Origin of the sequence: Mixta tenebrionis (genome assembly GCF_006517625.1) — a bacterium.
GTDB lineage: Bacteria > Pseudomonadota > Gammaproteobacteria > Enterobacterales > Enterobacteriaceae > Mixta > Mixta tenebrionis.
On the sequence record NZ_VHQI01000012.1, the window covers coordinates 111734 to 133857 of the forward strand.

General features: G+C 57.0%; 19 protein-coding genes. 11 read left to right on the forward strand and 8 right to left on the reverse strand.

Annotated features, from left to right (window positions below; genetic code table 11):
- Nucleotides 1–217: 217 nt before the first annotated feature.
- From rsmG to ravA, 6 genes are all read right to left on the reverse strand, one after another.
- On the reverse strand, nucleotides 218–835 hold the full coding sequence (rsmG, locus tag FKM52_RS17645) for a 16S rRNA (guanine(527)-N(7))-methyltransferase RsmG (protein ID WP_141177465.1): 618 nt from the start codon (nucleotides 833–835) through the stop codon (nucleotides 218–220).
- A gap of 121 nt (nucleotides 836–956) precedes the next feature.
- The gene (gene mnmG / locus FKM52_RS17650) at nucleotides 957–2846 is read right to left on the reverse strand and encodes a tRNA uridine-5-carboxymethylaminomethyl(34) synthesis enzyme MnmG (RefSeq protein WP_141177466.1); all 1890 of its coding nucleotides are present in this window, start codon (nucleotides 2844–2846) and stop codon (nucleotides 957–959) included.
- Nucleotides 2847–3290: 444 nt separating this feature from the next.
- A complete protein-coding gene (mioC, locus tag FKM52_RS17655; protein ID WP_141177467.1) occupies nucleotides 3291–3731 on the reverse strand; it encodes an FMN-binding protein MioC in 441 nt (146 codons plus the stop codon).
- Between the two features lie 155 nt (nucleotides 3732–3886).
- Nucleotides 3887–4348, reverse strand: coding sequence for a transcriptional regulator AsnC (gene asnC, locus FKM52_RS17660; protein WP_141177468.1), 462 nt, complete (start codon nucleotides 4346–4348; stop codon nucleotides 3887–3889).
- 135 nt (nucleotides 4349–4483) lie between these two features.
- Nucleotides 4484–5941, reverse strand: a complete 1458-nt coding sequence (gene viaA / locus FKM52_RS17665; RefSeq protein WP_141177469.1) for an ATPase RavA stimulator ViaA — start codon at nucleotides 5939–5941, stop codon at nucleotides 4484–4486.
- Nucleotides 5938–7434: an ATPase RavA gene (gene ravA, locus FKM52_RS17670; RefSeq protein WP_141177470.1), complete on the reverse strand. Its 1497-nt coding sequence runs from the start codon at nucleotides 7432–7434 to the stop codon at nucleotides 5938–5940. The genes viaA and ravA overlap by 4 nt, the downstream gene beginning before the upstream one ends.
- 266 nt (nucleotides 7435–7700) lie before the next feature.
- Between ravA and kup the strand changes: the two genes are divergently transcribed.
- The gene (gene kup / locus FKM52_RS17675) at nucleotides 7701–9569 is read left to right on the forward strand and encodes a low affinity potassium transporter Kup (protein ID WP_141177471.1); all 1869 of its coding nucleotides are present in this window, start codon (nucleotides 7701–7703) and stop codon (nucleotides 9567–9569) included.
- Nucleotides 9570–9694: 125 nt separating this feature from the next.
- The gene (locus FKM52_RS17680; protein ID WP_141177488.1) at nucleotides 9695–10090 is read left to right on the forward strand and encodes a YgiW/YdeI family stress tolerance OB fold protein; all 396 of its coding nucleotides are present in this window, start codon (nucleotides 9695–9697) and stop codon (nucleotides 10088–10090) included.
- Here FKM52_RS17680 and FKM52_RS17685 read toward each other — a convergent pair.
- A complete protein-coding gene (locus FKM52_RS17685; protein ID WP_141177472.1) occupies nucleotides 10087–10998 on the reverse strand; it encodes a LysR family transcriptional regulator in 912 nt (303 codons plus the stop codon). The genes FKM52_RS17680 and FKM52_RS17685 overlap by 4 nt on opposite strands.
- 104 nt (nucleotides 10999–11102) lie before the next feature.
- Here FKM52_RS17685 and budA point away from each other — a divergent pair, with 104 nt between their 5' ends.
- The 9 genes from budA (at nucleotide 11103) to rbsR (ending at nucleotide 20357) form a co-directional block, all read left to right on the forward strand.
- The gene (gene budA, locus FKM52_RS17690; RefSeq protein WP_141177473.1) at nucleotides 11103–11885 is read left to right on the forward strand and encodes an acetolactate decarboxylase; all 783 of its coding nucleotides are present in this window, start codon (nucleotides 11103–11105) and stop codon (nucleotides 11883–11885) included.
- Nucleotides 11886–11905: 20 nt separating this feature from the next.
- Entirely contained in the window at nucleotides 11906–13582 is a 1677-nt protein-coding gene (alsS, locus tag FKM52_RS17695) for an acetolactate synthase AlsS (protein ID WP_141177474.1), read from the forward strand.
- Between the two features lie 30 nt (nucleotides 13583–13612).
- Nucleotides 13613–14386, forward strand: coding sequence for a (S)-acetoin forming diacetyl reductase (locus tag FKM52_RS17700; RefSeq protein WP_141177475.1), 774 nt, complete (start codon nucleotides 13613–13615; stop codon nucleotides 14384–14386).
- Nucleotides 14387–14551: 165 nt separating this feature from the next.
- A complete protein-coding gene (gene rbsD / locus FKM52_RS17705) occupies nucleotides 14552–14971 on the forward strand; it encodes a D-ribose pyranase (RefSeq protein ID WP_141177476.1) in 420 nt (139 codons plus the stop codon).
- A 7-nt stretch (nucleotides 14972–14978) separates the two neighbouring features.
- On the forward strand, nucleotides 14979–16490 hold the full coding sequence (rbsA, locus tag FKM52_RS17710; protein WP_141177477.1) for a ribose ABC transporter ATP-binding protein RbsA: 1512 nt from the start codon (nucleotides 14979–14981) through the stop codon (nucleotides 16488–16490).
- Nucleotides 16487–17458 (forward strand): ribose ABC transporter permease, encoded by a 972-nt coding sequence (gene rbsC / locus FKM52_RS17715; protein ID WP_141177478.1) that lies wholly within the window; start codon nucleotides 16487–16489, stop codon nucleotides 17456–17458. Before rbsA ends, rbsC begins: the two co-directional genes overlap by 4 nt.
- A gap of 23 nt (nucleotides 17459–17481) precedes the next feature.
- Nucleotides 17482–18363 (forward strand): ribose ABC transporter substrate-binding protein RbsB, encoded by an 882-nt coding sequence (gene rbsB, locus FKM52_RS17720; protein ID WP_377089955.1) that lies wholly within the window; start codon nucleotides 17482–17484, stop codon nucleotides 18361–18363.
- A gap of 60 nt (nucleotides 18364–18423) precedes the next feature.
- Nucleotides 18424–19353, forward strand: a complete 930-nt coding sequence (rbsK, locus tag FKM52_RS17725) for a ribokinase (RefSeq protein WP_141177479.1) — start codon at nucleotides 18424–18426, stop codon at nucleotides 19351–19353.
- Between the two features lie 5 nt (nucleotides 19354–19358).
- Entirely contained in the window at nucleotides 19359–20357 is a 999-nt protein-coding gene (gene rbsR / locus FKM52_RS17730) for a ribose operon transcriptional repressor RbsR (RefSeq protein ID WP_377089957.1), read from the forward strand.
- On the opposite strand, the gene mdtD is transcribed toward rbsR, so the two are convergent.
- Entirely contained in the window at nucleotides 20354–21757 is a 1404-nt protein-coding gene (gene mdtD / locus FKM52_RS17735) for a multidrug transporter subunit MdtD (RefSeq protein WP_141177480.1), read from the reverse strand. The genes rbsR and mdtD overlap by 4 nt on opposite strands.
- Nucleotides 21758–22124: the final 367 nt, after the last annotated feature.

The following is a 22124-nucleotide window of genomic DNA, read 5'->3' on the forward strand; positions in this document are numbered from 1 at the left end:
ATTCTTTTTTTGCCGCGTAACGTTAGTGATAATAACTTGTAATACACAAGTTAAATATTACGGAAGATTTCAGATAATTTCCGTGTTTGATTTTGAGACTATTGCAACAATATTTATTCGCCCGCGACATGAAAAAATGCAGTTTAAATGGTCATTTTTTCACCAGTTCGTCAGCCAACAGCGCAAAGTTAACCCGGCGCCGCTGGCGGTAAAACCATCACAGTTTCTGAATCGTCACCAGATGCCGCTCCCCTTCCAGTTCGGGAACCCTTAACGCCACGATATCCGTTACCTGGAACTGCGGCGGCAGCGCAGCGATTTCATCATCAGGACGCTGTCCTTTCAGGGCATAAAAGCGCCCCTGCTCCGCCGGCAAGTGATGGCACCAGTTCACCATATCGTTCAGCGAGGCGAAGGCTCGGCTGATCACGCCGTCAAAAGGCGGCTCGGCATTGAAGGCTTCCACGCGGCTTTGCACCGGTTCAACGTTGCTCAGCCCCAGCGCAAACTGCACCTGACGTAAAAAGCGCACGCGCTTACCAAGGCTATCCAGCAGGGTAAAATGCGCCTGCGGGCGTACGATCGCCAGTGGAATTCCCGGCAGGCCCGGCCCCGTACCAACATCGATAAAGCGCTCCCCTTGCAGCCAGGGATTGACCACAATGCTGTCGAGGATGTGGCGCACCAGCATCTCCTGCGGATCGCGCACCGAAGTCAGGTTATAAGCCTTATTCCATTTATGCAGCAGCTCAACATAGCCCACCAGCTGCTGTTTTTGCTGATCGGACAGAGAAATATTGGCTGCGCTGAGCAGCTGAGTGAGTCTGTTAATCACAACGTCTTCCAGTAACTAAGGGCGGTTAAAGCACCTGCGCGTACAGTATCAATCGCAGGTCAGCGGTCAGCCGGACGGCGCGAACCATCCGGAAACAGAAGAGGGCGATGCCGCCCGGTTATCAGGCGCTTTTACGCAGTAAACCCTGTTTTTTCAGGTAAATCAGCAAAATAGAAATTGCCGCCGGTGTGATGCCGGAAATACGCGACGCCTGACCGATGGATCCCGGTTTGTGATCGTTCAGCTTGGCGATGACTTCGTTCGACAGCCCGCTGACGTTGCGGTAATCCAGATCGACCGGCAGCAGAGTGTTCTCATTACGCTGCTGGCGCTCGATCTCCTCCTGCTGACGCGCAATGTACCCTTCATATTTTACCTGTATCTCAACCTGTTCCGCCGCCTGCACGTCGTCCAGCGCCGGGCCAAAGCCGTTAAGCGTCATCAGTCGCGTATAGGTCATTTCCGGGCGACGCAGCAGATCTTCAGCGCTTGCCTCTTTGGTCAGCGGCGTATTCAGCGCGGCGTTGACCGTCTCAACATCAACTGACTTCGGATGTACGTGGATATCACGCAGACGCTGACGTTCACGTTCGATATTTTCCAGCTTCTGGTTGAAGCGCGCCCAGCGGGCATCATCCACCAGTCCCAGCTCGCGGGCGGTTTCCGTCAGGCGCAGATCGGCATTGTCTTCACGCAGCATCAGACGATATTCGGCGCGCGAGGTAAACATGCGGTACGGTTCTTTGGTGCCGAGCGTACAGAGATCGTCCACCAGCACGCCAAGGTAAGCCTGATCGCGGCGCGGCGCCCAGGTTTCTTTGTCGGCGGAGAGACGACCGGCATTAAGCCCCGCCAGCATCCCCTGCGCCGCCGCCTCTTCATAACCGGTCGTGCCGTTAATTTGGCCGGCAAAGAACAGACCCTGAATAAATTTGCTTTCCAGCGTCGGCTTCAGATCGCGCGGATCGAAGAAGTCATACTCGATAGCGTAGCCGGGACGAACGATTTTGGCGTTTTCCATCCCCTTCATTGAGCGCACGATCTGCATCTGTACATCAAACGGCAGGCTGGTGGAGATGCCGTTCGGATAAATTTCGTTGCTGGTCAGCCCTTCCGGCTCAAGGAAAATCTGGTGCGCGTTGCGATCGGCGAAGCGCATCACCTTATCCTCGATCGACGGGCAGTAACGCGGGCCGATCCCTTCGATCACGCCGGCATACATCGGGCTGCGATCGAGGTTATTGCGGATCACCTCGTGAGTCTGCTCGTTGGTGTAGGTTATGTAGCAGGGCACCTGCTGCGGATGCTGCGAAACGTCGCCCATAAACGAGAACACCGGCAGTGGGCTATCGCCATACTGCGGCGCCAACACGCTGAAATCGATGGTGCGCGCGTCGATACGCGGCGGCGTACCGGTTTTCAGGCGGCTGACGCGCAGCGGCAGTTCGCGCAGGCGGCGCGCCAGCGGAACAGAAGGCGGATCGCCCGCTCGTCCGCCGCTGTAATTATCGAGGCCGATATGGATTTTGCCGTCGAGGAAGGTGCCAACCGTCAGCACCACGGCGCGCGCCCGGAATTTTAACCCCATCTGGGTGACGGCGCCGACGACACGATCGTTTTCCACGATCAGATCGTCTACCGCCTGCTGAAAGATCATCAGGTTCGGCTGGTTCTCCAGCGCGGTGCGTACTGCCTGACGATAGAGCACGCGGTCAGCCTGAGCGCGGGTAGCGCGTACTGCAGGCCCTTTGCTTGCGTTTAGTATCCTAAACTGGATGCCGGCTCGATCGATCGCGCTGGCCATCAGACCGCCCATTGCATCCACTTCTTTCACCAGATGTCCCTTTCCGATGCCGCCGATCGCCGGATTGCAGGACATTTGTCCCAGCGTATCGATGTTATGGGTTAACAGCAGCGTTTGTTGACCCATCCGCGCCGCGGCCATAGCGGCTTCTGTGCCTGCATGACCGCCGCCAATGACGATGACGTCAAAAGGATCGGGATAAAACATGGGAAGTACCTCGTTAGTGTTCGATCAGGGATCGTTGCCCTGGGGCGTGGATTCTACTCAAATTCATGGCGTGACGAAAGCGCCGGGATCGTCGGGTAATTAAAAGAAAGATCTTATTCTTTAAAGGATCTCTTTGTTAGATCTCTTATTAGGATCGCCCGTTTCTGTGGATAAGCTCAGCTTTTGCTTTGCTGTCAACCCCTTACTGAGGATCCTTTGCTGTGAATGATCGGTGATCCTGATCCGTATAAGCTGGGATCGAAATGGCGAGTTATACACAGAGCAAAAAAGCAGCAGCGGTTATACTTGGGATAACTACCGGTTATCAGACCGTATTGAGCATGGTTATCCACAAGTTTGCACAGGATCCTGGGATAAAAAAGAGTGGAATCTGCTGGGGATCAACGGAAAAAAGCGCGGTGATCCCAGCGGCGAGCGGTCGATCTACAGTAAAAGACGCCAGTTTTCCAGCCAGGCCTCTGCCGGATCTTCGGGGATCTCATGTTCCAGCACGTTAATCTCCAGCCGTTCCCCAATACGCTGCGCGCCGAGCGCGATCAGCAGCTGCTCAATATGCTTAATCGCGCCGCAAAAGAGATCGTATTCACGGTTGCCGATGCCGATTGCGCCGAAGCGCAGGCCGGAAAGATCGGGCCGCTGCTGTTCCAGCTCGTCATAAAGCGGCTGCAGATTGTCAGGCAGCTCGCCCGCGCCATGGGTGGAGCTAACCACCAGCCATACGCCCTGCAACTGAAGTTCTTCCAGCGAAGGCCCGTGCAGCGTCTCGGTTGCCAGGCCCGCTTCTTCCAGCCTGGAAGCCAGATGTTCTGCTACATACTCCGCACTGCCCAGAGTGCTGCCGCTAATAAGGGTGATATCTGCCATTGGGCGATCCTGCAACGCGCTGTTATAAGAGCGGGCATTGTACGCTGTGATCAGGCTGGGATCTACCTGTGGAAAACCGGAAGATGAATAATGAGAGATAGGGTGGATCCGCTTTTAGCAAGCGGTGCCACGCGGAGGATAACCTTATGCACAGATCAGGGCTTGATGGTGCGCATGATCGGGTTTTGCAGCGAGATCAGCGTTTCGGTTGACTGAATTTCGTCAATGGTCTGGATCTTATTAATCAGCACCTGCTGAAGCGCATCGATGGAGCGGCACATGACCTTAATAAAGATGCTGTAGTGGCCGGTGGTATACCAGGCTTCAACCACTTCATCCAGCGCCTCCAGCCTGGCGAGAGCCGCCGGATAATCGCGCGCGCTTTTCAAAATAATGCCGATAAAGCAGCAGACGTCATAGCCCAGCCGCCGGGGATCGATTTCTACGCGCGTGCCTTTAATAATGCCCGCCTGGCGCATTTTCTCCACGCGTACATGAATGGTGCCGGGGCTGACGTTGAATTGCTTGGCCAGCTCAGCGTAGGCGGTACGGGCATTATCCAGCAGCGCATTAAGGATGCCGCGATCCAGATTATCGAGTTGTAGCGTTTCTGCCACGTTGCGCTCCACTTTTAGCTAACGGAAAAAACAGGGGTGACCAGCCGGAGCAATATGCTCCGTCAGCATAAAGGCATCCTACCTGTGCCGGAAAAGATTGCAAAGGCAAAGCTGCAAACGGCAGGAGGAGGCTTCTTAGCGTTGCCAGCGACGCAGCAGCCGCTGCCGCAGGCCGGTATCAAAGCGCCAGATATGATCGAAAATACGCAGAATGCCCGGTTTGCCGTGCGCCGACATGGCGACGGCGTGAAAGCGCTGTCGTTGCTGCTGTTGTTGCTGGCGTACCGACTGGATGAGAGGCTCCGGCAATCGCTGCGCGATAAAGTCGGAAACGATCACCGCATCCGCTTCGCGCCACGCTGCGTCCTGTAACCGTTGCAGCACCGTCTGCAGGCAGGCGGCAAGATCGGTGCCGCCGCGGAAACGCTGGCTGAGGAAGCGGATCGCCTGCGCGATGCCGTCTTCCGCCGTCAGCTCGTAGCCGATCACCTGATGGGCGAACAGCATTACATAGCAGCGGCGCTTGTCCGCCAGCGCCACTTTCAGCAGCGCCAGACAAAACGCTTTGGCGCAGCGCTCGTTAAAGCCGCCCATTGATCCTGAGGTATCGACGCAGACGATAAAAGGCCCTTTAGGACAGGGCTGCTGCTGCTGCTGGCTGACCGGACGCGGCACCACCTTTTCATGCCAGCTTTCGCCCTGCAGGCGATAGGTCAGCAAGCGCTTCTCCACCAGCCGCCGGTAGAACTCCAGCTCCAGCTCGCTGATGCCGAGCGTGGCCAGCTCCGTGGGCAGCAGACGCAGTACGTCTTCGCTTTGGTGCAGGCCGTTGACCTCCTCTGGTAGGTTATCGGCATGGCGTACCGGCTGACGAAAGGCTTCCGGCGGCGCATCCTGCGCCGGGGCTGATTTAGCGTCACGGCTGCGCCCCAGCTGCTGCGCCAGCTGCATCAGCTCCGGCTGCCCGGCGAGGAATTCGCCATATTCCACCAGCTGCTGATAATCATCGTGCTGCAACGGCGCGGCGCTCAGATCCCACAGACGCCCTGACGACGTTTCGTCATTCCCCGTCAGCAGCGGCGCCAGCTGGCCGCTAAGCGCCATACGCTGTTGCAGCTCGGCCAGCAGTTTTTCCCGCTGCTGCTCCAGCAGCTGTTCGTTTAATGTCATGGTTTGCAGCGTCAGGCTCAGCCGCCAGCGCTGCAGGAACAGCGTATGCTGCGCCGGGCTTAGCTGGCTTTCGCTGTGCGCCGCCAGCGTGCGGGCCTGCTGGCTAAAAGGAGAGGCCAGGCGCTCCAGCTCGGTCAGTAAAGCGGGCAGCGCCTGGGTAAATGCGTTCAGGCTCAGCGTCTGCTGCTGCTGAAACAGGCGAAACTCCTGCTGCAGCGCTTCCGGTACCGTCGTGGCCTTCAGGTTTTCCCCCGCCTCCGCCTTCCAGTAGGGAAGATCGCGCAGCAGGGACTTCTTCATGCCGGGAAACTTTTCGAAAAACAGCACCAGCTGCGGTGACGCCAGCAGCGCAATCGCCAGATCTTCGATCAGCTCGCCCTGGCTTATCGACAGCAGGGCGCTTATGGTATCCAGCGAAATCATTTTCTGGCTTGTTTCAGCTGTTCCGCCACATCCTGTAGGCTGTTTTCGATGCGCGCCAGCCAGTCATCGCTGATAAACAGACAGCGTTGTTGCTGATTGAACAGCGCCCGCTGCGCCCGCAGCTGGCTTTCCAGCGCGTCCAGCGCGTCGCTGATTTCAGCGGGCAAAGCTTCGTTGCTCAGCTCGCCCGGCAGCGCCAGGCGGGAGGATTGCAGGCTGACGTCGCGCAGCGTCAAACAGTCGCTGCTGTCCACCTGCAAATCCAGCGTCTGGTCATAGCCGATACCGTTCAGCTTGCCGCGCGCCTCGCCGCCTTTCTGCAGCCACTGCTGCAACGCAGCGCGCATTATGACCACATGCGTTACCTGCATATCATGCAGCGTCAGCGGCTGCTGCAGCATCAACGTCAGCGAGTCGCCGCGCAGCGAGGGAGGCAGTTCATAGTGCGCTTTGCGGCTAAACATGCCGCCATGTTTTTCCAGCTTAACCGCCCGATCGAGGCTTTGCTGCTGCGACAGCGCCAGACGGCGCGCTTTAATGCGCTGCAGCGCGATCAGCATCGGCTGCTGCCGCCATGCCTGCTGGATCATCAGGCTGTCGATCTCCCGATCCAGCAGCGACTTAGAGGAGAGATCGTGCCAGAGGCAATCTTTCAGCAGAATCAGATCTACCGGAGCGATAGCCTGCCGTCCGCTGAAAAATGCGCTGGCCTGCAGCAGATGAAGCGCCTTTTTCCAGCGGCGATCGGAGATGTAGGGCGCTTCCGGCAGCGCTTCCAGCCGCTGGCGCAGCTGATAAATCAGTTCAAACACCGGCTCCGGTAACGCGACCTGGCTGATGCTCGCCTGCCACTGCCGATATTCCTCATCCGAAATACAGAGCGCGCTCTCTACCGGATTGATGTTTTCATCCTGCTGGTGGATAAGCATATTGCGGAAATTGTGCTTCTCATGCACGTTATCCAGCCACAGGCGAATCAGCATCCGGTCATAGAGCGCCTCCAGGCCGCTGTCCGCTTCGGGAAGTTCGTTGGAGGCGGTGACCAACAGACGCATCGGAACAGGCTCTTCAATATCGCCGTTGCGAAAGCGGCGCTCGTTGATAGCGGTAAGCAGTGTATTCAGGATAGCCGGACCCGCTTTCCAGATCTCATCCAGAAAGACGATCTCCGCGTCGGGAAGGTAGCCTTTGGTCAGACGCTGATAGCGCCCTTCATCTTTTAGCGCCTGAATAGAGAGCGGGCCGAAAACTTCTTCCGGCGTGGAAAAACGCGTCATCAGATACTCAAACGCCCGCGCGTGCTGGAAAGCGTACTTCAGGCGACGGGCTATCAGGCTTTTGGCGATGCCGGGCGGCCCCAGCAGAAAAACGCTTTCTCCGCTGAGCGCGGCGAGCAGGCAAAGACGTATCGCATGATGCCGCTCATACAGGCCTTTTTCTAACGCATTGCTGAGACGTGAAATTCTTTCCGCCAGTAAGTGTGGTTGAGCCATAATCAGTCAATTATCCTGTTACTACTGCACACGCATTAACCCGATCGGCGGGCGCAAACATTACGGGCTATCATGCTTGAAAGCTTTGATAGCCGTCAGCTTTTTTATCATGAAAGGGTGAAGCTGCGCTTTTATTGCCAACGATTATCCAGGCTCCCTGCTGCTCAGGGGTGGGCTTTTATATAAATTTAGGCATACTGTGCGCTTTTTGATGGCCTGAGCCGTGCGCGCGCAAGCGTCGCTGCGCTCCAACAAAAGATGACATTATGAGTTCTGACAAGAAGCAGCCGCTTGGCGCTGTCACGCTGGCAGCAATCGGTGTGGTTTACGGAGATATCGGCACCAGTCCCCTTTATACCTTACGCGAATGTCTTTCCGGACAGTTTGGCTTTGGCGTAGAGCGTGATGCCGTGTTTGGCTTCTTATCGTTAATATTCTGGCTGCTGATCCTGGTGGTGTCGCTGAAATATATCAGCTATGTGATGCGCGCCGATAACGCCGGCGAGGGCGGCATCCTGACCCTGATGTCGCTGGCCGGACGCAATACCGGCGGCAAGGCTACCGCTATGCTGGTGATTATGGGGCTGATCGGCGGCAGTTTCTTTTATGGGGAGGTGGTGATAACGCCCGCCATCTCGGTAATGTCGGCGATCGAGGGGCTGGAGATCGCCGCGCCGGCGCTCGATTCCTATATCGTGCCGCTGTCGATTACGGTACTGACGCTGCTGTTTATTATTCAGAAGCACGGCTCCGGCATGGTAGGCAAGCTGTTCGCGCCGGTGATGCTGCTGTGGTTTAGCGTGCTGGCCGTGCTCGGCGCCCGCAGCATTTTCCACAACCCGGAAGTCTTGCAGGCGCTGAATCCCGCCTGGGCGATCCACTTCTTTCTTGAATATAAGCAGGTTTCCTTTTTCGCGCTCGGTTCGGTGGTGCTGGCGATTACCGGCGTGGAGGCGCTCTATGCGGATATGGGCCACTTCGGTAAAACGCCGATTCGTCTGGCCTGGTTTAGCGTAGTGGTGCCTTCGCTGGTGCTGAATTATTTCGGCCAGGGCGCGCTGCTGCTGAAGCATCCGGAGGCAATTAAGAATCCCTTCTTTTTACTGGCGCCGGACTGGGCGCTGATTCCGATGCTGATCCTCGCCACCCTGGCGACGGTTATCGCCTCGCAGGCGGTAATTTCCGGGGTCTTTTCCCTGACCCGTCAGGCGGTGCGCCTGGGCTATCTGCCGCCGATGCGCATTATCCACACCTCGGAAGAGGAGTCGGGCCAGATCTATATCCCGGTAATTAACTGGCTGCTTTATTATGCGGTGCTGATTGTGATTATCAGTTTCGAACACTCCAGCAATCTGGCGGCGGCTTACGGCATCGCGGTAACCGGCACCATGATCCTGACTTCAATCCTGGTGTGTACCGTCGCCATTAAGAACTGGCACTGGAACCGTCTGCTGGTGGGCATCATCCTGGTGGCGCTGCTCTGCATCGATATTCCGCTCTTCTCCGCTAACCTGATGAAGATTTTTACCGGCGGCTGGCTGCCAATTTGTCTTGGCCTGACTATGTTCCTGATTATGACCACCTGGAAAAGCGAGCGTTTCCGCCTGCTGCGCCGGATGCACGAGCACGGCAACTCGCTGGATGCGATGATTACTTCGCTGGAGAAATCGCCGCCGGTGCGCGTGCCGGGCACGGCAGTCTATATGTCGCGCGCGCTGAATGTAATTCCCTTTGCGCTGCTGCATAACCTGAAGCACAACAAGGTGCTGCATGAACGCGTCGTGCTGCTGACGCTGCGTACGGAGGATGCGCCCTATGTTCATAACATTCGTCGCGTTACCATTGAGCAGCTTTCGCCCACCTTCTGGCGCGTGGTTGCCAGCTACGGCTGGCGGGAAACGCCGAATGTGGAAGAAATTTTCCATCGCTGCGGGCTGGAAGGGCTTAACTGCCGGATGATGGAAACCTCTTTCTTTATGTCGCACGAATCGCTGATTATCGGCAAACGTCCGTGGTATCTGCATCTGCGCGGCAGGCTGTTCCTGGCGCTGCAGCGTAACGCTCTGCGCGCGCCCGATCAGTTTGAAATCCCGCCTAACCGGGTTATCGAGCTGGGGACGCAGGTTGAAATTTAAGCCGTGGCGCGGTTGCCGGCGTTAAAGTCGGCGATAAAAAAGTAGCGTTGTTGCTATCCAGACGCCAACTCTGTGCTGTACTTAGAGCTGTTGACTGAGTTTGTTTATCGGAAGAGGGAAAAATGATGAAAAAGCACGCAACAGCCGCGGCGCTTCTTGCGCTGTTTACTTTGCCGGCATTAGCGGCGCAGAGCGGCGGCTTTGTCGATCCGAATGCGCCGCAAACCAAAGCGCAGAAGGAGGGCTTTAAACAGCCGCAGAACGTCGTAACGGTGAAAGAAGCGAAAGAGATGAAGGATGACAGCTGGGTAACGGTGCGCGGTCATATTGAGAAGCGCCTCAGCGACGATGATTATCTGTTCCGCGATAAAACCGGTACGCTATCGGTAGAAATTGACGATGATGTCTGGAAAGGGCAAAGCGTCTCTCCCACCGATAACGTCGAGCTACAGGGAGAGTTGGATAAAGCCTTTAACGATGCGCAGCTGGAAGTAAAACAGGTGCGTAAGATCAAGGGCTAATCATTCGCTTCCGTCTCCTTCTCGCTTAGCTGCTGCGCCAGCGTTTCCAGCAGATGCTGTATCGTTGGCGAACGGTCCCAGCGTCGCCACGCCAGCGCGATATCGGTAGCCAGCGACGCTTCGGGGCAGGGATGGAAACGGATGCCCGGCATCGTTACGCAGCAGAGCGATTCGGGCACCAGCGCAAAGCCGAAACCGGCGGCGACCATGCCGATAGTGGATGAAATCTGCGGCGCCTGCGCGCGGGTCTGCGGCTGAAAGCCTGCCCGCACGCAGGCGCTGATAATAGACTCATACAGGCTGGGCGCCACCTCGCGTGGAAAGATCACCATTGGCGTATCGCTCAGCTGCGCCAGCCGAACCTCCTGCTGCGCGTTCAGCGCATGTGAAACGGGCAAGACGATACGCATCGTCTCGCTGGCGATCAGCTTCAGCTGAAAAGATTTGCTGGTTTCGCAGGGCAGACGTACAAAGGCGGCATCCAGCAACCCCTCCTGTAAATCCTGCATTAGCGTTGCCATGCTTGCTTCGCGCGGCAGCAGCGTAACCCCTGGAAACTGCCGCTGAAAGCGATGCAGCAGCGCAAAAATATCCTGATGAAAGGCGACCGAGCTGGCGAAGCCCAGCGAAAGTTTGCCGGTTACGCCGCGTGCGATTCCTTTCGCCTTCTCCAGCGCATGACCGGTCAGATCGAGGATCTGGCAGGCATCCTGATAAAACGCCTCCCCGGTCTCGGTTAACTCAACGCCGCGCGGCAGCCGCTTCAGCAGCGGCGTACCGATTTCGCGTTCCAGACGCAAGATTTGCTGGCTCAGCGGCGGCTGGGAAATACCGAGCATTTCCGCCGCGCGCGTAAAATTGCGCGTTTGCGCTACGGCGACGAAATAACGCAGATAGCGTAGTTCCATATCTAAAACGTCTCAAAGTGAAGAGCTTTCTATATTGGATTCTCGCACTGAATCGAGTCAACATATAGTTAATCACTATTAACCATTCAGACAAAGGGTGATTTATGACTCATTCTGTAAGCGATTGTTTATGCGCAAAAGAGTTGACTGAAACCGTCACTGCTATGCGCAATGAACAGCCAGAAAGCGTAATCTATCAGACCTCGTTAATGAGCGCCCTGCTGAGCGGAGTGTATGAAGGCGCCACTACCATCGCCGACCTGTTGAAAAAAGGTGATTTTGGTCTGGGCACCTTTAATCATCTTGACGGCGAGATGATCGCTTTCAACAGCAGGGTCTATCAGCTGCGCGCCGACGGCAGCGCCAGCGCGGCGCATCCGGAGCAGCGCACGCCGTTTGCGGTGATGACCTTTTTCCAGCCGCAGTACCAGCATCGTTTCGCTGGCCCGGCCAGTCGTGATGAAGTTCATGCCGTTATCGATCGTCAAATCGTCTCGGATAACCAGTTTTGCGCGTTGCGTATCGATGGCCGCTTCCAACAGGTAGAGACGCGCACCGTACCCTGCCAGCATCGCCCCTATAAGCCGATGATGGAGGCGGTGGAGCAGCAGCCAACTTTCCACTTTGACCAGCGTGACGGCGTACTGATTGGTTTTCGGACGCCGCAGTATATGCAGGGCATCAACGTGGCCGGCTATCACGAGCACTTTATTACCGACGATCGCCAGGGCGGCGGACACGTGCTCAATTACCGTCTGACATCCGGGGTACTTACCTTCGGCGCCATCAGCAAGCTGGTGGTTGATCTGCCGGAACATCGCGATTTTTTACAGGCCAACCTTAATCCCGCCGATCTCGACAGCGCCATCCGCGCGGTAGAAAGCTAAACCTCGCCACAGGAGAAACCATGAAAAGCGATATGCAAAAACAATGGGCGCACGGCGCCGATTTAATCGTTGCCCAGCTTGAGGCGCAGGGCGTGAAGCAGGTATTCGGGATTCCGGGCGCTAAGGTAGATAAAGTTTACGATTCGCTGGTGGACTCTTCTGTTCAAACCATCCCGGTTCGCCATGAAGCGAATGCCGCCTTTATGGCGGCGGCGGTAGGACGGCTGACCGGTAAAGCGGGCGTGGCGCTGGTGACCTCCGGCCCCGGCTGCTCCAATCTGATTACCGGTATGGCTACCGCCACCTCGGAAGGCGACCCGATCGTCGCGCTGGGCGGAGCGGTAAAACGTGCCGACAGCGCCAAGCTGGTGCACCAGAGCATGGATAGCGTCGGTATGTTCCGCCCGGTCACCAAATATGCCGCTGAGGTGGGCGCGCCGGATGCGCTGGGCGAAATCATTGCCAATGCCTTCCGCTATGCGGAAATGGGACGTCCCGGCGGCGCATTTGTCAGTTTGCCGCAGGATATCGTTGACGGCCCGGTACGCGGCAATGTGCTGTCGCCTTGCGGCGATCTGCTGCTGGGCGCCGCGCCCGATAGCGCCATCCGTTCCGTGGCCGATAATATCGCCAACGCTAAAAATCCGGTGATTCTGCTGGGCCTGATGGCCAGCCAGCCGCATAACGCAACCTCGCTGCATCGCCTGCTGGAACGCAGCCATATCCCGGTGACCAGCACCTATCAGGCGGCGGGCGCGGTATCGCAAAGCCACATCACCCGCTTTGCGGGGCGTGTCGGCCTGTTTAATAACCAGGCGGGCGATCGCCTGCTGCGCCAGGCCGATCTGATTATCACCATCGGTTACAGTCCGGTGGAGTATGAACCGGCTAAATGGAACAGCGGTAGCGCCAGGCTGGTACATATCGACGTGCTGCCGGCGGAAACCGACAACTGCTATCAGCCGGATATCGAGCTGATCGGTGATATTGCCGCCACGCTGGACAAACTCGCCGAACACATCGATTCGCCGCTGCGCCTTAGCGCGGCGTCTGCGGAAATTCTTAAAGATCGTCAGCAGCAGCGTGAACTGTTGGCGATGCGCGGCCGCCAGCTGAACCAGTTCGCGCTGCACCCGCTGCGTATCGTGCGCGCCATGCAGGACATCATCAACAACGACGTTACGCTCACCGTTGATATGGGCAGTTTTCATATCTGGATTGCACGCTATCTTTACAGTTTCCGCGCGCGTCAGATCATGATTTCTAACGGGCAGCAAACTATGGGCGTGGCGCTGCCGTGGGCTATCGGCGCCTGGCTGGTGGATCCGAGCCGCAAAGTGGTTTCGGTATCGGGCGATGGCGGCTTTATGCAGTCCAGCATGGAGCTGGAAACGGCGGTGCGCCTGGGGGCGAATGTGCTGCACATTATCTGGGTCGACAATGCTTACAACATGGTTGCGATTCAGGAGGAGCAGAAGTATCAGCGCCTTTCCGGCGTGAACTTCGGCCCAATAGATTTTAAAGCCTACGCAGAAGCTTTTGGCACCGCCGGCTTCGCGGTGGAGAGCGCCGATCGGCTGGAGCCAGTTCTGCGTCAGGCGATGGATGTTCAGGGGCCTGCGGTGGTAGCGGTGCCGGTGGATTACGCCGACAACCCGAAACTGATGGGGCAACTGCATCTGAGCCAGATCCTGTAATTACCTTTATCAACTCAGCAAGGAGCAGTTATGAACAGCAAAGTTGCATTAGTGACCGGTTCCGGTCAGGGCATCGGTAAAGCTATCGCGCTGCGGCTGGCGAAAGATGGGTTTGCTGTCTCCGTCGTCGATTACAATATTGAAACCGCCCGTCAGGTTGCCGAAGAAATTAACCGTCAGGGCGGCAAAGCGATTGCGCTGCGGGCTGATGTCGCCGACCGCGATCGGGTATTTGCGGTGGTAGAGCAGACGCAGCAGCAGCTGGGCGGCTTCGATGTTATCGTCAATAACGCTGGCGTGGCGCCGACCACGCTGATTGAAGATATTACGCCGGAGATCGTCGATAAGGTTTACAACATCAACGTGAAAGGCGTGATCTGGGGCATTCAGGCGGCGGTGAAAGCGTTTAAGGCTCTGGGGCACGGCGGTAAAATTATTAACGCCTCTTCCCAGGCGGGGCACGTCGGCAACCCTGAGCTGGCGGTTTACAGCTCCAGTAAATTTGCGGTACGCGGCCTGACGCAGACGGCAGCGCGCGATCTGGCGCCGCTGGGCATTACCGTTAACGCCTACTGCCCTGGAATTGTCAAAACGCCGATGTGGGAAGAGATCGACCGTCAAATCTCTACCGCCGCCGGCCAGCCGTTGGGTTACGGCACCGCCGAGTTTGCTAAACGCATCACGCTGGGCCGTCTTTCTGAGCCGGAAGATGTGGCTAACTGCGTCGCCTTTCTCGCCGGCCCCGACTCTGACTATATGACCGGTCAGGCGCTGCTTATCGATGGCGGCATGGTCTTCCGCTAAAGTTTTTTACGGGCCCGTCGCGGCCCGTTTTTCTATTGATGCGCATTTTTCCTCTGGTCAGCGAAACGTTTCGATAGCGATCACAAATTCGTTAGCTGCCAGTTGTCTTGTTTACCGATTTTTCTGAAACTCCCGTCAGCGAAACGTTTCGCTCAGGAGCGTATAATGAAAAAAGGTACTCTACTTAACGCCGAAGTTTCCTCGGTCATCTCCCGCCTTGGCCATACCGACAGCCTGACCATCGGCGACGCCGGTTTACCGATTCCACCAGGACCGCAACGTATCGATCTGGCCGTTACGCACGGCATTCCCAGCTTTCTGCAGGTAGCGAAGGCCGTTACGCATGAGATGCAGGTGGAGAGCGCGATTATAGCCGATGAGATTCGCACGCATAACGCCGGGCTGCATCAGGAGCTGCTTGCGCTGCTGGAATCGTTGCAGCAGCAGCAGGGCAACGTTATCCGCATCGACTACGTGCCGCACGAGCAATTTAAAACCTTAACGCAACGGAGCCAGGCGGTGGTGCGCAGCGGGGAATGTACGCCCTATGCCAATATCATCCTGACCGCTGGCGTGACCTTCTGAGGCTGCCATGCAACCGTTACTGCAACTGACCGGCATTGAAAAATCCTTTCCCGGCGTGAAGGCGCTTAACGGCGCTTCGCTTTCCGTCTATCCGGGGCGCGTGATGGCGCTGGTGGGCGAAAACGGCGCGGGTAAATCCACCATGATGAAAGTGCTGACCGGCATCTACAGCCGTGACGCCGGTTCGCTGAAGTGGCTTGGCGAAGAGACCCATTTCAGCGGGCCCAAGGCTTCGCAGGAGGCGGGCATCGGCATTATTCATCAGGAGCTGAACCTGATACCGCAGCTCTCGGTGGCGGAAAATATTTTCCTGGGGCGCGAATTCGTTAACCGTTTTGGCCGCATCGACTGGAAAGAGATGTATGCCGCCGCCGATGCGCTGTTGAAGCGACTGAACCTGCGCTTTACCAGTCATCGTCTGGTGGGCGATCTCTCGATCGGCGATCAGCAGATGGTGGAAATCGCCAAAGTGCTCAGCTTCGAGTCGAAAGTGATCGTGATGGATGAGCCTACCGATGCGCTCACCGATACCGAAACGCTCTCGCTGTTCCGCGTGATTAACGAACTCAAGGCGCAGGGCTGCGGCATTGTTTATATCTCCCATCGCATGAAGGAGATTTTTGAAATCTGTGATGACGTGACGGTATTCCGCGACGGCCAGTTTATTGCCGAGCGCAGCGTCGCTACGCTCACCGAGGCTTCGCTTATCGAGATGATGGTAGGGCGCAAGCTGGAGGATCAATATCCACGGCTGGATAAGGCGCCGGGCGAGATCTGCCTGCAGGTAGAACACCTTAGCGGATCGGGCATCAGTGATGTCAGCTTTACGCTGCGCAAAGGCGAGATTCTCGGCGTTGCGGGCCTGATGGGCGCCGGGCGTACCGAACTGATGAAGGTGCTGTACGGCGCGCTGCCGCACAGCGCGGGCCGCATGGTGCTGAACGGGCGCGAAATGAATATCCGCTCGCCGCAGGATGGGCTGGTAAACGGCATCGTTTATATCTCCGAAGACCGTAAGCGTGATGGTCTGGTGCTGGGGATGTCGGTGAAAGAAAACATGTCGCTTACCGCGCTGCGCTATTTCAGCCGTAGCGGCGGCGGGCTGAAGCACCGCGCCGAGCAGCTGGCGGTCAACGATTTTATCCGTCTGTTTAATATTAAAACGCCCGGCATGGATCAGACTATCGGCCTGCTCTCCGGCGGCAATCAGCAGAAAGTGGCGATTGCGCGTGGATTGATGACGCGCCCGAAGGTGCTGATTCTCGATGAGCCAACGCGCGGCGTGGACGTCGGCGCGAAAAAAGAGATCTATCAGCTGATTAATCAGTTTAAAGAAGAAGGGTTGAGCATCATTCTTGTTTCGTCAGAGATGCCGGAAGTGTTGGGCATGAGCGATCGCATTCTGGTTATGCACGAAGGCCGCCTGAGCGGCGAGTTTTCCATTGAACAGGCCACGCAGGAAGCCCTGATGGCCGCCGCCGTAGGCAAGCAAAGCACCGAGGAGCTAGCACATCTATGAGTACGCAAACTATACCGGCTCGCCGCCGCTGGTTCAGCAAAGCTTGGCTGATGGAGCAGAAATCGCTGATTGCGCTGATTGTGCTGATTGCGGTGGTCGCCAGCCAGAGCCCGCATTTTTTCACCGTAAATAATCTGTTCAACATCCTGCAGCAGACCTCGGTCAACGCCATTATGGCAGTGGGAATGACGCTGGTTATCCTGACCTCCGGTATCGATCTTTCCGTTGGCTCGCTGCTGGCGCTGACCGGCGCGGTGGCGGCCTCGATCGTCGGCGTCGAGGTCAACGCGCTGGTGGCGGTAGCCGCGGCGCTGGCGCTGGGGGCGTTTATTGGCGCGATTACCGGCACCATTGTGGCTAAGGGGAAGGTACAGGCGTTTATCGCTACCCTGGTTATGATGCTGCTGCTGCGCGGCGTCACCATGGTTTATACCAACGGCAGCCCGGTGAATACCGGCTTCAGCGATAATGCCGATCTCTTCGGCTGGTTCGGTATCGGCCGCCCGCTGGGTATCCCGACGCCAGTCTGGCTGATGGCGGTGGTGTTTCTCGCCGCCTGGTACATGCTGCACCATACCCGTCTGGGGCGTTATATCTACGCGCTGGGCGGCAATGAAGCGGCAACGCGTCTCTCTGGGATCAACGTTAACCGCGTCAAGATTATCGTTTATGCGCTGAGCGGCATGCTGGCGGCGTTGGCGGGTACTATCGAAGTGGCGCGTCTTTCTTCCGCGCAGCCAACCGCCGGTACCGGCTATGAGCTGGACGCCATCGCGGCGGTAGTGCTGGGCGGCACCAGCCTGGCGGGCGGCAAAGGCCGCATTATGGGCACGCTGATCGGCGCGCTGATCCTTGGCTTTCTCAATAACGGCCTTAACCTGTTGGGCGTCTCTTCCTACTATCAGATGATCGTCAAAGCGGCGGTGATTTTGCTGGCGGTTCTGGTGGACAACAAAAGCAGTAAATAGCGCTTATCTCTAAGGATACTAAGATGAAAATGAACAGACTGACTGCACTGGCGGTATTGCTCGGCGCCACCCTCAGCACCAATGCGCTGGCAAAAGATACCATTGCGCTGGTGGTTTCTACGTTGAACAATCCCTTCTTCGTGTCGCTGAAAGAGGGCGCGCAAAAAGAGGCGGACAAGCTGGGTTATAACCTGGTGGTGCTCGATTCGCAGAACAATCCGGCGAAGGAGCTGGCGAACGTGCAGGATCTTACCGTGCGCGGCGCTAAACTGCTGCTGATCAACCCTACCGACTCCGATGCGGTGGGCAATGCGGTGAAAATGGCGAACCAGGCGAACATCCCGGTCATTACTCTGGACCGGGTCGCATCGCAGGGTAAAGTGATCAGCCACGTCGCTTCTGATAACCGCTTCGGCGGTAAAATGGCCGGTGACTTTATTGCGAAAAAATTAGGCGAGAACGCGAAAATTATCGAGCTGCAGGGCATCGCCGGCACCTCGGCCGCGCGCGAGCGTGGCGAAGGCTTCCAGCAGGCTGCGGAAGCGCATAAGTTCCAGATACTGGCCAGCCAGCCGGCTGATTTCGATCGCACCAAAGGGTTGAACGTGATGCAGAACCTGCTGACGGCGCATCCGGAGGTTCAGGCGGTGTTCGCGCAGAACGATGAAATGGCGTTAGGCGCGTTACGAGCATTGCAAACTGCCGGCAAATCTGATGTGGTGGTCGTGGGCTTCGACGGCACCGCAGACGGGGTTAAAGCCGTTGAAGGCGGCAAACTGGCCGCGACCGTAGCGCAGATGCCGGAAAAAATTGGTCAGGTAGGCGTACAGACCGCTGATAAGGCGTTGAAAGGCGAGAAAGTACAGGCTATCAATCCGGTCGATCTGAAGCTGGTCACCAAATAACAAAGAAAAGCATGGCACCGCGCCACCGTCAGGTGGCGCACTTTTCTGGATGAACCCCGAATGACGCAATCCGCTAAACTCGCTGTACTTGGCAGTATTAATGCCGATCATATTTTAAACCTCTCTCAATTCCCCCGGCCCGGCGAAACGGTGATCGGGAAGCAGTATCAGGTCGCCTTTGGCGGAAAAGGCGCGAATCAGGCGGTCGCCGCAGGGCGCAGCGGGGCGCATATCGCCTTTATCGCCTGTACCGGCGCTGATGATATCGGCGAGCGCATTCGCCAGCAGCTGGCTGCGGATCGCATCGATACCGCCCCGGTTTCCGTCATCGAAGGGGCGACTACCGGCGTGGCGCTCATCTTCGTTAATGGCGAGGGCGAAAACAGTATCGGTATCCATGCCGGCGCTAACGCCGCGTTAACCCCGGAACGGGTTATGCAGCATCAGCAGGTTATTGCTGACGCTTCTGCCCTGCTGATGCAGCTGGAGTCGCCGCTGGAAAGCGTGCTGGCAGCGGCGAAAATCGCCCGGCAGCATCAGACGCGCGTCATACTCAACCCGGCTCCCGCCGCCCCGCTGTCGGACGAGCTGCTGACGCTGGTGGATATGATTACTCCTAACGAAACCGAAGCAGAGATGCTGACCGGTATCGCCGTTAAAAACGACGAGGATGCCGCACGCGCCGCTGCCGTACTGCATGAAAAAGGTATCGCGCAGGTGCTGATCACCTTAGGAAGCCGCGGCGTGTGGCTGAGCGAAAACGGCAAAGGTAGCCGCATTCCCGGCTTTCGCGTACAGGCGGTAGATACCATCGCGGCAGGGGATACCTTTAACGGCGCGCTGATTACCGCGCTGCTGGAGCAGCAGCCGATGTCTGACGCGGTACGTTTTGCCCATGCGGCGGCGGCGATTGCCGTGACGCGTCCGGGCGCGCAGCCGTCGGTGCCCTGGCGGGAAGAGATCGACCGTTTTTTACAGCAGCAGGGGTAAGCTGATTGGCTACGATGAAAGATGTCGCCCGCCTGGCGGGCGTCTCCACCTCTACCGTTTCGCACGTTATCAACAACAGCCGTTTCGTTAGCGAGACGGTCCGGGAAAAAATTGAGACGGCGATCCGTGAGCTCAACTATGCGCCGTCCGCGCTGGCGCGTAGCCTGAAAATCAATCAAACCCATACTATTGGTATGTTGCTCACCGCCAGCAGCAACCCTTTTTATTCGGAAGTGGTGCGCGGCGTGGAGAACAGCTGCTATGAGCGCGGTTACAGCCTGGTGTTGTGCAATACCGAAGGGGATGAAGAGCGGATGAATCGTAGCCTGGAAACGCTGCTGCAAAAGCGCGTCGACGGCCTGCTAATTATGTGCACGGAAAGCCATTTGCCTTCCGTTGATATTCTGACGCGCTATCCCGGCATTCCTTCAGTGATGATGGACTGGGCGCCCTTTGAGGGCGACAGCGATATCATTCAGGATAATTCGCTGTTGGGCGGCGAGCTGGCGGCCAACTATCTTATCGCCCGCGGCTATCAGCGTATCGCCTGCATTGCCGGGCCGCTGGATAAAACTCCCGCCTGCCTGCGGCTGGAAGGCTTCAAGAAAGCAATGGCCGCTGCCGGTCTGCCTTTGCCGGCGGAATATATCGTCAACGGCGATTTTGAGTTTCAGGGCGGCTTTAACGGTATGAATGCGCTGCTGGCCTGTAAGATCCGGCCACAGGCGGTATTTACCAGTAACGATGCGATGGCGGTAGGCGCCTACCATGCGCTGTATCAGGCGGGGCTGCGTATCCCGGAAGATATGGCCATTATGGGCTATGACAATATTGAGCTGGCGCGCTATATGACGCCGCCGCTGACAACTATTCATCAGCCTAAAGATGAGCTGGGCGAGCTGGCGATCGATACGCTAATTCATCGCATGCAGGCGCCCGGCGCCAGCCAGCAAAAGCTGGTGCTGACGCCTGAGCTTATTGAGCGGCGCTCCGTAATGCGTTAAGCCTTTTTACGCCGCTTTTCACGATCGCTGATTAGATGGCGGCCATCGCCCGGTTTCAGCAGCATAAAGACTGACGCGGACAGAATGGTTACCAGCCCCATGGTCAGGAACGTCGAGTGGAACTGCTCTACGGTAGTGCCGCCGAAGTTTTCATAAAAACGCAGCACGGCAGCGCTGACGGCCACGCCGAAGCCGATCGCCAGCTGCTGCGTTACCGCCAGCATACTGTTGCCGCTGCTGGCGTTCTCATCGGTTAAATCGGCCAGCGTAATGGTGTTCATGGCGGTAAACTGCGTCGACATCACCATCCCCAGTAAAAACAGCGGCAACAGCAGTACGGCAATATGCATTCCCGGCGACTGGAAGGCGAAGCTGGCGATAAACAGGCCGATGGTTATCGTAACGGCGACCAGGGTGGTGCGATATCCCAGCCTACGCAGTACGCTGGTTACCGTCGATTTCGCCAGCATCGAACCAATCGCCGTCGGCGCCATCATGCAGCCAGCGATAATCGCCGAATAGCCAAATCCTACCTGCAACATTAGCGGCATCAGAAAAGGTACGCAGCCGGTGCCAAGCCGCGAAGCGACATTGCCCAAAATGCCGATTGAGAAGGTACGGGTTTTAAACATCGGCAGGCCGATCAGCGGCGAGGGATGGCGGCGTGCGTGCATAATATAGAACAGCAGCAGCAGGATGCCGCTCAGCAGAACGGCAATGGCGATAGCGCTGGTAACGATCTTTTCGCCGAACAACTCCAGGCCGCATGAGAGCAGCACCAGGCCAAAGCCAAACAGAATAAAACCCAGCGTATCGAAACGACGGCGCGGCGTAGTGAAATCGGGCATATATTTACGTGCGTAGGCGATGCCGAGAACGCCGACCGGAATGTTGATTAAGAATATCCAGTGCCAGCTGGCCCAGGTAACAAGGATGCCGCCAAGCAGCGGCCCTACCACCGGGCCAACCAGCCCAGGCAGCGTAACAAAGTTCAGTACCGGCAGCAGCTCGCTGCGCGGATAGGCGCGTAATAGCGCCAGGCGGGCAACCGGCATCATCATGGCGCCGCCGACGCCCTGAACAATGCGGGAAATAACCAGCATCAATAGCGAGTTGGAAAGCGCGCAGGCTAAAGAACCGAAAGTAAAAAGAGAAACGGCGATGATAAAGATTTTTCGCGTACCGTAGCGGTCCGCTAACCAGCCGCTAACGGGAATCAGCATGGCCACTGTCAGGGTGTAGCTGATAACCGCGGACTGCATTGCCAGCGGAGAACGCTGCAGGCTATCGGCTATTGCCGGCAGCGCTGTATTTAATATCGTCGCATCGAGCGCCTGCATAAAAAAGGCCATCGCAGCAATCCAGGGGAGTCCGGCCATACTGCGTGCGGATTTGATCATTAAGCTTCCTTTTTTTTATTACGTTATTACGGCAAAAAGAAAAATCGGCGGAGAAGTAGAGGATAGCATCAGGCAAAGCGCGATACTTTGCTAAAAACAGAGGGCAAAAAGGGACGGCTTGCGCAATAAAGCGACGAAAAAGGCGTGATTCACCGACTTTTGTCCAAAAAAGAAACACTCAATCGTTTTTTTGCGATTAGTACTTGTCAGCCGAAGAGAACTCCCTATAATGCGCCTCCACTGACACGGCACAACGGCTTGTAAGTCGGCCTGGTCAGGCGGTTCAGCGGTTCTGAATCGCCGGAGAAAAACTTCCCGAAAGGGGGTTGACTCTGAAAGAGGAAAGCGTAATATACGCCACCTCGCA